Source organism: Rhizobium sp. UBA1881, from assembly GCF_002338015.1.
Taxonomy (GTDB): Bacteria; Pseudomonadota; Alphaproteobacteria; order Rhizobiales; family Rhizobiaceae; genus Rhizobium.
This window is the reverse complement of sequence record NZ_DDHH01000027.1, coordinates 3,540-16,335: the sequence shown is the minus strand read 5'-3', so window position 1 is coordinate 16,335 and position 12,796 is coordinate 3,540. Positions and strand designations below refer to the sequence as shown.

9 protein-coding genes are annotated in these 12,796 nt (G+C 62.1%); 8 read left to right on the top strand and 1 reads right to left on the bottom strand.

The window, feature by feature from the left end; translation table 11 throughout:
• Window positions 1-8 precede the first annotated feature (8 nt).
• Window positions 9-1,313: an MFS transporter gene (locus tag B3605_RS02355; RefSeq protein WP_112944388.1), complete on the bottom strand. Its 1,305-nt coding sequence runs from the start codon at window positions 1,311-1,313 to the stop codon at window positions 9-11.
• Between the two features lie 499 nt (window positions 1,314-1,812).
• On the opposite strand from B3605_RS02355, the gene B3605_RS02350 reads away from it, so the two are divergent.
• The 8 genes from B3605_RS02350 to ligA form a co-directional block, all read left to right on the top strand.
• Window positions 1,813-2,739 (top strand): D-alanine--D-alanine ligase, encoded by a 927-nt coding sequence (locus B3605_RS02350; RefSeq protein WP_112944297.1) that lies wholly within the window; start codon window positions 1,813-1,815, stop codon window positions 2,737-2,739.
• Window positions 2,727-3,659 (top strand): cell division protein FtsQ/DivIB, encoded by a 933-nt coding sequence (locus B3605_RS02345; RefSeq protein ID WP_296432032.1) that lies wholly within the window; start codon window positions 2,727-2,729, stop codon window positions 3,657-3,659. The genes B3605_RS02350 and B3605_RS02345 overlap by 13 nt, the downstream gene beginning before the upstream one ends.
• Window positions 3,656-4,987 carry a cell division protein FtsA gene (gene ftsA / locus B3605_RS02340; protein ID WP_018897575.1) on the top strand — a complete coding sequence of 444 codons (1,332 nt, stop codon included), beginning with the start codon at window positions 3,656-3,658 and terminating at the stop codon, window positions 4,985-4,987. The genes B3605_RS02345 and ftsA overlap by 4 nt, the downstream gene beginning before the upstream one ends.
• Before the next feature lie 57 nt (window positions 4,988-5,044).
• Window positions 5,045-6,766, top strand: coding sequence for a cell division protein FtsZ (gene ftsZ / locus B3605_RS02335; RefSeq protein ID WP_111562103.1), 1,722 nt, complete (start codon window positions 5,045-5,047; stop codon window positions 6,764-6,766).
• 288 nt (window positions 6,767-7,054) lie between these two features.
• Window positions 7,055-8,011, top strand: a complete 957-nt coding sequence (gene lpxC, locus B3605_RS02330) for a UDP-3-O-acyl-N-acetylglucosamine deacetylase (RefSeq protein ID WP_111562102.1) — start codon at window positions 7,055-7,057, stop codon at window positions 8,009-8,011.
• Between the two features lie 273 nt (window positions 8,012-8,284).
• Complete coding sequence (locus tag B3605_RS02325; protein ID WP_026282828.1) at window positions 8,285-9,151, top strand: outer membrane protein assembly factor BamD; 867 nt, start codon at window positions 8,285-8,287, stop codon at window positions 9,149-9,151.
• A 5-nt stretch (window positions 9,152-9,156) separates the two neighbouring features.
• Window positions 9,157-10,830: a DNA repair protein RecN gene (gene recN, locus B3605_RS02320; RefSeq protein ID WP_112944296.1), complete on the top strand. Its 1,674-nt coding sequence runs from the start codon at window positions 9,157-9,159 to the stop codon at window positions 10,828-10,830.
• Window positions 10,831-10,972: 142 nt separating this feature from the next.
• The coding region (gene ligA / locus B3605_RS02315) for an NAD-dependent DNA ligase LigA (protein ID WP_296432026.1) at window positions 10,973-12,796 on the top strand (1,824 nt) is incomplete at its 3' end.

The window sequence follows — 12,796 nt, the reverse complement described above, 5'->3', positions numbered from 1 at the left end:
CGCTTCGATCAGACTTCGTTGCGGCGCGAGGCCAGGATGCAGATCAGCGTGATGACGGCCGAGAGACCGAGATAGTAGCCGACGTAGAGCATGCCGTAGTTCGCCTGCAGCCAGGTGGCGATATAGGGCGCGAGCGATGCGCCGAAGATGCCTGCGAGGTTGAAGGTGATCGACGAGCCGGTGTAGCGCACGGCGGTCGGGAAGGGGGCTGCGAGCGCTGTGCCGATCAGGCCGTAGGTCATGCCCATCAGCGCCATGGCGACGATCGCGAAGACCAGGATGCTGCCTTCGCCGCCAGCCATCAGGCCGGGGAGCAGGAAGGAGAACAGGCCGATCAGGACGGTCGTCAGGATCAGCATTTCGCGGCGGCCGAAGCGTTCGGCGAGCTTGCCGATGATCGGGATGAAGATGCCGAACGAGATCGAGCCGACGATCTGGATCTCGAGCGCGTCGAGGAACGGGATCTTCAGGACCTTGACGTTGTAGGAGAGCAGGTAGGCCGAGCCGATGTAGAACAGCACGAAGGTGGCGAGCGCCACGAAGGTGCCGAGGAACAGGCTGCGCTTGTGCTTGCGGAAGACTTCGGCAACAGGAACGGCGACGCGCTCCTTCTTGTCGATGGCCTTCTGGAAGTCAGGCGTTTCGGTGATCGAGAGGCGAACCCAAAGGCCGATGACGATCAGGATGATCGAGGCGATGAAGGGAACGCGCCAGCCCCAGGCCAGCAGCTGTTCCTGCGGCATGAACTGCAGCAGCACCCAGAAGATGCCAGAGGACAGGAAGAGGCCGAGCGGTGCGCCGAGCTGCGGGAACATGCCGTACCAGCTGCGCTTGCCTTCCGGCGCGTTTTCCGTTGCCAGCAGCACTGCGCCGCCCCATTCGCCGCCGAGGCCGAAGCCCTGGCCGAAACGGCAAAGCGCCAGCAGCAGCGGTGCAAGAACGCCGATGGACTCATAAGAGGGAAGCAGGCCGATTATGACGGTGGAGATACCCATCGTGAGCAGGGCTGCGACCAGCGTCGTCTTGCGGCCGATCCTGTCGCCGAAGTGGCCGAAGACCACGGCGCCAAGCGGGCGGGCGAAGAAGGCGATGGAGAAGGTCGCGAAGGAGGCGAGCAGCGCGGTGGTCGGATCGCTGTTCGGGAAGAACAGCGTCGGGAAGACCAGCACGGCGGCCGTCGCGTATACGTAGAAGTCGAAGAATTCGATGGTGGTGCCGACGACGCTTGCGATCAGAACGCGTGCCGGCGAGTTGAGCGGTGCACTGTTCGATGAAGCTGATGTCGGCGATACTGGAGATATCGCGTCTGACATTTTCATTCCAATCGGGATTTCGGTTGTATGCCCCTGGGAGGCTAGGGGCTCATAACGCAATTTTAATTCGGCGCAAACGTTAATCGCGCAATAAACCGACAAAAACTAGGGTGCTTGCTTTTTCAGCCGGAAAGTCAGGCGTCCGATCGTGTCCCAATCCATGTTTCCAGCGGTTGCAGGCGCGGTGGAAACCCAGATTTGCGTTTGCGCAAATCTCGCGGCAGTCACCATTCAGAGCCTGCTTGCCGCCGTCCCTTAAACTTTTTGTTTCGCTTTGACATATCGGCCGTAGCGCTTGGCGCTGCGGGGTTTTCGCGTTTCGCCGGTCGCGCCCGACTGTCACAATTCATGCCTGTTCGGGGAGGAAGTTAACAAAAGTAAACGCTTCGTTAACCATAATGACGCTCTAATACACGTGCGCCAGGCGAGCCAGATTCGGAAGAAAGCCAGCTTGGTGCAAGCCTTGGAATGCAAAGTACGGATTATTTTGGGGGTATCTATGAGTCGCAAGCATGTCGCTGTCCTTATGGGCGGATTTTCCTCGGAGAGGCCTGTCAGCCTTTCGTCCGGGGCGGCGTGCGCGGATGCTCTCGAGGCTGAAGGCTTCCAGATTACCCGTATCGATGTCGATCGCGACGTCTCCGCCAAGCTGTCCGCTCTGCGTCCCGATGTGGTGTTCAACGCGCTGCATGGGCCGTTCGGCGAGGACGGGCTGATCCAAGGCATCCTTGAATATCTCGAAATTCCCTACACCCATTCCGGCGTTCTGGCCTCGGCACTTGCCATGGACAAGAGCAAGGCAAAGGGTGTCGCGGCTGCCGCCGGTATTCCTGTCGCGCAGTCGCAGGTGATCAACCGCTTCGCTTTCCCCGCCGAGCATCCGATGAAGCCGCCTTATGTGGTGAAGCCGGTGCGCGAGGGCTCGAGCTTCGGCGTCGTCATCGTTCAGGAGGATCAGTCGCGTCCGCCGCAGATCATCGGCTCGGCCGAATGGCGGTATGGCGAGGAGGTTCTGGTCGAGCGCTACGTGCATGGTCGCGAGCTGACGTGCGGCGTCATGGGCGATCAGGTGCTGGGTGTGACCGAGATCGTTCCGCAGGGTCACAGCTTCTACGACTATGATTCCAAGTATGTGGCCGGTGGTTCGAAACACGTCATTCCGGCGAAAATTTCACCGAATATTTACCAAAAAATACAATCATTGTCCCTAAGGGCGCATCAAGCAATTGGTTGCCGTGGAGTGAGTCGGTCGGATTTTCGGTATGACGATCGCTTCTCCGAAGACGGCGAAATCATCTGGCTGGAGATCAATACTCAGCCAGGCATGACTCCAACCTCGCTTGTGCCCGAAATGGCCGGTCATGCCGGCTACTCGTTTGGTGAATTTCTTCGTTGGATGGTGGAGGACGCTTCTTGTTCTCGGTAACGGTCAAAAGGATGGGGCGCCCAAGCCATCAAGCCGAGCCTTCCTATGCTGAAGGCGATGGGCGCATCGTGCTGCCGCGGCCTCTGCGTCGCGTCGTCCGCTTCCTTGTCAGCCTCGGCAGCGGCCGCATCTATATTCCTGCTCATACGGGCACGGTATCGGCGCTGGCGTTCTTCGCCGCGACGGGTCTCTACGGCATGTCTCTGGGTGGTCACACTGAGGTTGTCGCGCAGGCAACGACGGCTGCGGCCGGCTTTGCCGTTGAGGACGTGAAGGTATCCGGCAACTCCGAATCCTCCGAAATCGATATCCTTCAGCTGATCGGTCTCGACGGCACGACTTCGCTCGTGGCGCTCGATGTGGATGCGGCGCGTCAGAAGATCGCGAAGCTCCCCTGGGTCGAAAGCGTCGAGGTCCGCAAGGTCTATCCGAAGACCATCGAGGTGAAGCTCAAGGAGCGCGAAGCCTACGCGATCTGGCAGCATGGCGCCGAGCTCTCGCTGGTCGAGAAGGGTGGGGCGGTCATCGCGCCGCTTCGCGACAACAAGTTTTCGCAGCTTCCGCTGGTCGTCGGTCGCGGCGCCGAAGTGGCTGCCGCTTCGCTCGCGGACGAGTTCTCCAAGTGGCCCGATATCAAAGCGCGCGTGAAGGCCTATGTCTGGGTCTCCGGCCGTCGTTGGGATCTGCACATGGATAATGGCGTCGTCGTCAAGCTGCCGGAAGACGATGTCGACCAGGCGCTGGCGCGCCTTTCGAAATTCAACGGCGAGCAGGCGCTTCTCGATCGCGATATCGCGGCCGTCGATCTTCGCCTCTCCGACCGTATGGCCATCCAACTGACGCCTGAAGCCATGGGGCGCCGTCAGCTTGTTCTCGATCAGCGCACCAAGGATTTGAAGAAGGCGGGGCAGAATATATGAGCTTGTTCGGTTCGTCCCATTTTGGATTGCCGCGCCTGAAGCCGCTTTCGTCCAAGCGGTCGCACGTCGTTTCCGTGCTCGACATCGGTTCGACGAAAGTCGTCTGCATGATCGGCCGGCTGACGCCGCGCGAGGAGAGCCAGATCCTCCCCGGTCGCACGCATAACATCGAAATCATCGGCATCGGCCATCAGCGTTCGCGCGGTATCAAGACCGGCGCGATCTCGGATCTCGATGCGCTGGAAAGCGTCATCCGCCTTGCGGTCGATGCAGCCGAGCGCATGGCCGGCCTCACCGTCGAGAGCCTGATCGTCAACCTGACGGCCGGACGCCTCACCAGCGACATCTACACCGCCACCATCGATCTCGGCGGCCAGGAAGTCGAGCTGAACGATCTGAAGAAGGTTCTGGCGGCAGCCTGCCAGCAGTCGCTGCGCCAGGATCGCGCCGTGCTGCACTCGCTGGCCACCGGTTTCTCGCTCGACGGCGAACGCGGCATTCGCGACCCGTTGTCGATGTACGGTGACGTTCTTGGCGTCGACATGCATGTCGTGACCGCAGAGCGCACGGCTCTGAAGAACCTTGAGCTCAGCGTCAACCGGGCGCACCTTTCTGTCGAAGGCATCGTGGCGACGCCTTACGCGTCCGGTCTTGCCGCTCTGGTCGATGACGAAGTCGAGCTCGGTTGTGCCGCGATCGACATGGGCGGCGGCACGACGACGATCTCGGTCTTTGCCGAAGGCAAGTTGGTGCACACGGATGCCGTCGGTCTCGGCGGTCATCACGTCACCACCGATCTCGCCCGTGGCCTTTCGACCCGCATCGAGGACGCCGAGCGTCTGAAGGTGGTTCATGCCTCGGCCATGGGGAACTCTTCCGATGAGCGCGAGCTGATCTCGATCCCGCCGATCGGCGAGGACGATCGCGATCTGCCGACGCAGGTGCCGCGCGCACTGGTGTCGCGGATCGTCAGCGCCCGCATCGAGGAGACGATGGAACTCATTCGCGACCGCATCCAGCGCTCGGGCTTCAGCCCGATCGTCGGCAAGCGCGTCGTGCTGACAGGCGGCGCAAGCCAGCTGACCGGCCTTGCCGACGTTGCCCGCAAGATCCTTGCCCGCAACGTCCGTATCGGCCGCCCGATGGGCGTCTCGGGTCTCCCGACCGCCGCCAAGGGTCCGGCCTTTTCGACGGCGGTCGGCCTGATGATCTATCCGCAGGTTGCGGACCAGGAAACACATGCGTCACAGAGCGGTCTGCTCATGTCGCTTGGCGGAAATAGCAGCCGCTTCGCCCGGATGGGCCAGTGGCTGAAGGAAAGCTTCTAGAAATTGAGTGAATTGGCCGGCGTGGCGATGCGGCCATAAAGAGAAGGAACGGGTACCATGACTATCAAGCTGCATACGCCAGATATCACTGAGCTGAAGCCGCGCATCACCGTGTTCGGCGTCGGCGGTGGCGGTGGCAACGCTGTCAACAACATGATCTCCGCTGGTCTCCAGGGCGTCGACTTCGTCGTTGCCAACACGGATGCCCAGGCACTGACGATGACCAAGGCAGAGCGCATCATCCAGCTCGGCGCCAGCGTCACCGAAGGTCTCGGCGCGGGTTCGCAGCCGGAAGTCGGCCGTGCAGCTGCTGAAGAATGCATCGACGAAATCGTCGATCACCTGAACGGCACCCACATGTGCTTCGTCACCGCCGGCATGGGCGGCGGCACCGGCACCGGTGCGGCTCCTGTTGTTGCCCAGGCTGCCCGCAACAAGGGCATCCTGACGGTTGGCGTCGTGACCAAGCCGTTCCACTTCGAAGGCGGCCGCCGCATGCGTCTGGCCGAAGCGGGCATCCAGGAACTGCAGAAGTCGGTCGACACGCTGATCGTCATTCCGAACCAGAACCTGTTCCGTATCGCAAACGACAAGACGACCTTCGCCGACGCATTCGCGATGGCCGACCAGGTTCTCTACTCGGGCGTTGCCTGCATCACCGACCTGATGGTGAAGGAAGGTCTCATCAACCTCGACTTCGCCGACGTCCGTTCGGTCATGCGCGAAATGGGCCGCGCGATGATGGGTACCGGCGAGGCTTCCGGCCAGGGCCGCGCGATGCAGGCTGCGGAAGCCGCGATCGCAAACCCGCTGCTCGACGAAACCTCGATGAAGGGCGCACAGGGCCTGCTGATCTCCATCACCGGCGGTCGCGACCTCACCCTCTTCGAAGTCGACGAAGCCGCTACCCGTATCCGCGAAGAAGTCGATCCGGATGCGAACATCATCCTCGGCGCGACCTTCGACGAATCGCTTGAAGGCATCATCCGCGTTTCCGTCGTCGCCACCGGTATCGACCGCGCGATGAACCAGGACGCCGGCAAGACCTTCCAGCCGGTCCAGAAGCCGATTATCCGTCCTTCGGCGGCCGTTGCTCCGGCTCCGGCCGCAGTCCAGCCTGCCCCTGTCATGCAGCAGGCACCGAAGGCCGACCAGATCGCGCAGACCATCCGCATGGCCGAAGCCGAAATGGAACGCGAACTCGACATCCACGCTCCGCGCGCGGCTGCCCCGGTTCACCAGCAGCCTGCTCCGCAGGAAACCTTCCGCCCGGCGAGCAAGATCTTCGCAGCTCCGGAAGCCGCACCGGTCATCCGTCCGGCTCCGGTCCAGCAGCAGGCACCCGTGATGCAGCAGCCGGCTCCGCAGCCTGTGATGCATCAGCCGGCGCCGGTCATGCAGCAGCCTGCTCCTGTCATGCAGCAGCAGCCGGTCCGCATGCCGAAGGTCGAGGATTTCCCGCCGGTCGTTCAGGCCGAGATCGATCATCGTTCGCAGCCGGCACCGGTGTCGCATGCGCATGAAGAGCGCGGTCCGATGGGTCTGCTGAAGCGCATCACCAACTCGCTTGGTCGCCGCGAAGAAGAAGTCGCTCCTGAGATGACGTCGGCTCCGGCAGCGTCCTCGCAGCAGCGCCGCCCGCTGTCTCCGGAAGCAAGCCTCTATGCTCCGCGTCGCGGAAACCTGGACGATCAGGGCCGTGCCGTACCGCAGGCCCGCATGATGCAGGAAGACGATCAGCTCGAAATTCCGGCCTTCCTTCGCCGCCAGTCGAACTGATAAAGACACGCAGAATCGCCACGCAACAGCCCGGGAGTTCGCTCCCGGGCATTGTTGTATCAGGCACTCCGATTTGCGCCTGATTGCCTTGTGATTTCAAATGCATGCTTTCGTAACAATGCGAAAGAAACAGTGATTTGGATTGCAGCGCGGGCACACGTATGTATGGGCTGACAAACCGTCTACGTGCGCCTTGACGCAGCACCGCGATGGAGAGAATAAGCCTTGGCGGATGAGTTTCGGCATACGGGTCGTAGCGGATCGCCAGGGATAATAAAGGCAAGATTAATGGTTATTGGCATGTTGGGTTTTCAAACGACGGTATCGCGTCCGGTTACTCTTTCGGGTATCGGCGTTCATTCTGGTGCCGACGTTTCGATTACCTTCAACCCCGCTGAAGCCGACACTGGTGTCGTATTCAATCGCATGCATGACAACGGCGAAGTCACCGAGCTTCGCGCTGTTTCCTCGCAGGTCGGCAATACCGACCTTTGCACCGTTCTCGGCTTTTCTCCGGCGCGCTCCGTCGCGACGGTCGAACATGTGATGGCCGCCGTCTACGCGCTTGGCCTCGACAACGTCGTCATCGAAGTCGACGGTGCCGAAATGCCGATCATGGATGGCAGTTCGATGCCGTTCATCGACGCCATCGAACAGGTGGGTCTGGTATCGCTCGGCGTCAAGCGCCGCTACATCCGCATCACCAAGCCGGTTCGCATCGAGCATGGCGGCTCCTGGAGCGAGTTTCGCCCCTATGACGGCATGCGCTTCGAAGTCGAGATCGATTTCGACACTCCACTGATCGGCCGCCAGAAGTGGGAAGGCGACATGACCGCCGCCACCTTCAAGTCGGAACTGTCGCGCGCCCGCACCTTCGGCTTCATGCGTGACGTCGAACGTCTCTGGGCATCGGGCCACGCGCTCGGCTCGTCGCTGGAAAACTCGGTCGTCATCTCCGACGATCACACCGTCATCAACGTCGAAGGCCTGCGCTACGCCAAGGACGAATTCGTGCGTCACAAGACGCTCGACGCCGTCGGCGACCTGTCGCTTGCCGGCGCTCCCTTCATCGGCTGCTACCGCTCCTATCGCGGCGGTCACAAGATGAACGCCAATGCGCTGAAGGCGCTGCTCAGTGATCCGACCGCCTATGAAGTGGTCGAGACCTCGGCACCGCGCCAGCGTGTTGCCCCGCGCGATTTCATCCGCGTCAACGCTCCTGAATTTGCTCCCTGGTCGGCTTGACCTCCGTCGCATTCTTTAGGCCAGGGCCGCCTCCTTCGGGAGGCGGTTTCTTTATGTGCAACAGCCAAGCGTGATTCCCGATAGATCTTTCGCGGCAGATATTTAGATGGGTTTATTCGGGGATTATCCGGACAAAACAGACGATTATGGGAAGGGCCGCCACAAAAATGCGTTAATGCATCATCAATGCGTTGCTCTGGCCATGCATTTGTGGCTAGAAACGCCAGCGAGGCGTGGCTGCCGTTGAGGGATGGCGGCTCTTGGGATGTTCCGATGGGTTATGCAGGGTCTGAAAGTATGATGAAGACAGCGCGTGCTTTGTTCGCATCGCTCCTGGTGCTGAGCGCAGGTGCCTTGATTTCCGGATGCCAATCGGACCCCGATATCGATATTACCAAGCTCGGCCTGCAGAGCGATCCGCCTGATGTTCTCTACAATCAGGGTCTGGCCAACATGAAGGCCGGCAACATGGCGGAAGCCGCGCGCAAGTTCGATTCGATCGACCGCGAAAATCCGTTCTCTGAATGGGCCCGCAAGGGTCTGGTGATGAGCACCTTCGTGAAGTACCGCCAGGGCCGCCTCGACGAAGCGCTGGCCTCGGGCAACCGCTACATGGCGCAGTATCCGAAGTCCAAGGATGCCGCCTATGTGCAGTATCTGATCGGTCTCACCTATTCCAAGCAGATCGTCGACGTGACGCAGGACCAGCGCGCCGCGTCCAGAACCGTCGAGGCCATGCAGGCCGTGATCGACAACTATCCCGATTCCGAATATGTCGACGACGCGCAGGCGAAGATCCGCTTTGCCCGCGACCAGCTCGCCGGCAAGGAAATGCAGATCGGCCGCTACTACATGGAGCGCAAGGAATACCTTGCCGCCATCTCGCGCTTCCGCATCGTCGTCGAGAAGTATCCGAACACGAACCAGGTCGAAGAGGCGCTCGCGCGTCTGGTCGAGGCCTATTACGCGATGGGTATCGTCGAGGAAGCCCAGACGGCAGCCGCCGTTCTCGGCCACAACTACCCCGACAGCCAGTGGTACGCGGATTCCTACAAGCTGCTGAAGAGCAACGGCGCAGAGCCGCGTGAAAATCAGGGCTCGTGGATTTCGCAAGCCGGCAAGAAACTCCTCGGTACTTAAAGCCGATGCTGATCCAGCTTTCGATCCGCGATATCGTCCTGATCGAGCGGCTGGATCTTGCCTTCGAGGCAGGTCTCTCCGTTCTGACGGGGGAGACCGGCGCCGGCAAATCCATCCTGCTCGACAGCCTGTCGCTCGCCCTTGGCGGGCGCGGCGATGGCGGTCTGGTCCGCCACGGCGAGGACAAGGGACAGGTGACGGCCGTTTTCGACGTCGGCCCCGATCACCGGGCGCGCGTGCTGTTGCGCGACAATGGCATCGACGATGACGGCGACCTGATCTTCCGTCGCGTGCAGAGCGCCGATGGCCGCACCAAGGCCTATGTCAACGACCAGCCGATCAGCGTGCAGCTGATGCGCCAAGCCGGCCAGATGCTGGTCGAGATCCACGGACAGCACGACGATCGCGCTCTGGTCGATACACACGCCCACCGCATCCTGCTCGACGCCTTCGCCGGCATCGCCGACGAGGTGGCCGGCGTCTCGCAGCTCTATCGCGTCTGGCGCGATACTGAGCGCACGCTGAAGAAGCACCGCGAGAAGGTCGAGGCGGCGGCGCGCGAGGCGGACTACATCCGCTCCTCCGTCGAGGAGCTCGACAAGCTGGCGCCGCAGGACGGCGAAGAGGACGAGCTCGCCGAACGCCGCCAGAAGATGATGAAGGCCGAGCGGATCGCCGGCGATATCGCCGAAGCCTCCGAATTTCTCAACGGCAATGCCTCGCCCGTGCCCCATATCGCCTCGCTGGTGCGCCGGCTGGAGCGCAAGAGCCATGAGGCGCCGGGCCTGCTTGAAGACACGGTGGCGCTGCTTGATGCAGCACTCGACCAGCTGTCCAATGCGCAGATGGAAGTCGAAGCCGCACTGCGCAAGACGGAATACGATCCCAAGGAACTCGAGCGTGTCGAGGAGCGGCTTTTCGCGCTGCGTGGCGCCTCGCGCAAATATTCGGTGCCAGTGACCGAACTGCCGGCGTTGGCGATCCGCATGAGCAACGATCTCGCCGATCTCGACGCCGGCGAGGAAAAGCTTGCCAAGCTCGAGGCCGAAGTCGGCGTTGCGAAGGTCGCCTATGAAGCGGCCGCGCAGGTGGTTTCGGCCAAGCGTCACCAGGCCGGCGAAGCGCTTGCCGGAGCCGTCATGGCGGAACTTCCGGCGCTGAAGCTCGAGCGCGCCCGCTTCATGGTGGAGATCGCCTCCAATCCGGAAGAGGCTGCGGCCGAAGGGATCGACGTCGTCGAATTCCACGTCCAGACCAACCCTGGCACACGACCCGGCTCGATCATGAAAGTCGCATCCGGCGGCGAGCTGTCGCGTTTCCTGCTGGCGCTCAAGGTGGCGCTTGCCGATCGAGGCTCGGCGCCGACGCTTGTTTTCGACGAAATCGACACGGGCGTCGGTGGTGCTGTCGCCGATGCGATCGGCCAGCGGCTGAAGCGGTTGTCGGCCAAGGTGCAGGTGCTTTCCGTCACCCACGCGCCGCAGGTGGCGGCACGGGCCGCGACGCATCTCCTTATCTCCAAGGGACCGGCCTCCGAGGGATCCGAAAAGATCGCCACCCGCGTGGCGACGATGGAGCCGCACGACCGCACCGAAGAGATCGCCCGCATGCTGGCCGGCGCTTCGGTGACGGAAGAGGCGAGGGCGGCCGCCAAGCGGTTGTTGACGGCGGGCGAGTAGGTCGCGGGCTGGAGCGTCGGCAGTGACAATCCGTCCAGTCGATCATCGGGCCGACCTGTAACCAGTTGCTGACAACCGAAAAGCGGCGCTTTTTCCTTCGTGAAAATTGCTCTAGAAAACGACTCCTCACAGGAGCTCCGTCATGTCCGCCGCCAACCAAACGCCCGTCGAAACCCTGAGCGAAGAACAGGCCGCCGCAGAGCTTGCCTTTCTGGCAGCCGAGATCGCCAGCAATGACGAGCTCTATCATGGCAAGGACCAGCCGGCGATTTCCGATGCCGAGTACGATGCGCTGAAACGGCGCAACGATGCGATCGAGCAGCGCTTCCCGGAACTCATCCGCGACGACAGCCCGTCGCGCCGGGTCGGCGCCGCACCGCTGCCGACTTTCGCGCCCATCACCCATTCGCGGCCGATGCTGTCGCTCGACAACACGTTTTCCGACGAGGACGTGCAGGATTTCATCGGCTCGGTCTACCGCTTCCTCGGGCAACTGCCCGACGGCTCCATAGCGTTCACTGCCGAGCCGAAGATCGACGGCCTGTCCATGTCGATCCGCTACGAGAACCGCAAGCTGGTGAGTGCCGCGACCCGCGGCGATGGCACCACGGGCGAGAACGTCACCGCGAATGTGAAGACGATCAAGCAGATCCCGAACACGCTGCCTGCGGACGCGCCTGACATCGTCGAGGTGCGCGGTGAGGTCTATATGGCCAAGAGCGACTTCCTTGCGCTCAACGCGCAGATGGAGGCCGAGGGCAAGCAGACATACGTCAACCCGCGCAACACGGCGGCGGGATCGCTGCGCCAGCTCGACGCCAAGGTGACCGAGAGCCGCAAGCTGCGCTTCTTTGCTTATGCCTGGGGTGAGATCTCCGAGATGCCCTCGGATACGCAGATGGGCATGGTCGAGACCTTCGGCAAATGGGGTTTTCCCATCAATCCGCTGATGAAGCGGCTGTCATCGGTCGAGGACATTCTCGGCCATTACCGCGAGATCGGCCTTCAACGTCCCGATCTGGACTACGATATCGACGGCGTCGTCTACAAGGTCGACCGTCTCGACCTGCAGCAGCGCCTCGGCTTCCGCTCGCGCAGCCCGCGCTGGGCGACAGCGCACAAGTTCCCGGCCGAGCAGGCGTTCACGACCGTTGAAAACATCGACATCCAGGTCGGCCGCACCGGCGCGCTGACGCCGGTGGCGCGGCTGACGCCGGTGACCGTCGGCGGCGTCGTCGTCACCAATGCGACGCTGCACAACGAGGATTACATCAAGGGCATCGGCAATTCCGGCGAGCGCATCCGCGAGGATGATCACGACATCCGCATCGGCGATACCGTCATCGTTCAGCGGGCGGGCGACGTCATCCCGCAGGTGCTCGACGTGGTAATGGAGAAGCGGCCGGCGGGAGCGGAGGCCTATGTGTTTCCGAAAACGTGTCCGGTTTGCGGGTCGCATGCGGTGCGGGAGCGCAACGAGAAGACCGGCAAGCTCGATTCCGTCACCCGCTGCACCGGCGGCTTCGTCTGCCGAGCGCAGGCGACCGAGCACCTGAAGCACTTCGTTTCGCGCAACGCCTTCGATATCGAGGGTTTCGGCACCAAGCAGGTCGATTTCTTCTTCGAGAGCGAGGACGAGGCGCTGAAGATCCGCACGGCGCCCGATATCTTCACGCTGAAGAAGCGGCAGGAGGCCTCGACGCTCACCAAGCTCGAGAATATCGACGGTTTCGGCAAGGTCAGCGTCAAGAAGCTGTTCGACGCCATCGACGAGCGCCGCTCGATCGCGCTCAACCGCTTCATCTACGCGCTCGGCATCCGCCATGTCGGCGAGACCACCGCCAAGCTGCTCGCCCGTCATTACGGCACCTACGAGGCCTTCGAGACCGCGATGAAAGAGGCCTCGTCACTTAGCGGTGACGCGTGGCAGGACCTGAACAATGTCGAAGGCATCGGCGAGATCGTC

Excerpts from the sequence above, each read along its gene's own strand:
- ftsZ (WP_111562103.1), top strand. The coding sequence starts at position 5,045 with ATGACTATCAAGCTGCATACGCCAGATATCACTGAGCTGAAGCCGCGC.
- B3605_RS02355 (WP_112944388.1), bottom strand. The coding sequence starts at position 1,313 with ATGTCAGACGCGATATCTCCAGTATCGCCGACATCAGCTTCATCGAAC.
- ftsA (WP_018897575.1), top strand. The coding sequence starts at position 3,656 with ATGAGCTTGTTCGGTTCGTCCCATTTTGGATTGCCGCGCCTGAAGCCG.
- B3605_RS02350 (WP_112944297.1), top strand. The coding sequence starts at position 1,813 with ATGAGTCGCAAGCATGTCGCTGTCCTTATGGGCGGATTTTCCTCGGAG.
- recN (WP_112944296.1), top strand. The coding sequence starts at position 9,157 with ATGCTGATCCAGCTTTCGATCCGCGATATCGTCCTGATCGAGCGGCTG.
- B3605_RS02325 (WP_026282828.1), top strand. The coding sequence starts at position 8,285 with ATGGGTTATGCAGGGTCTGAAAGTATGATGAAGACAGCGCGTGCTTTG.
- lpxC (WP_111562102.1), top strand. The coding sequence starts at position 7,055 with ATGGTTATTGGCATGTTGGGTTTTCAAACGACGGTATCGCGTCCGGTT.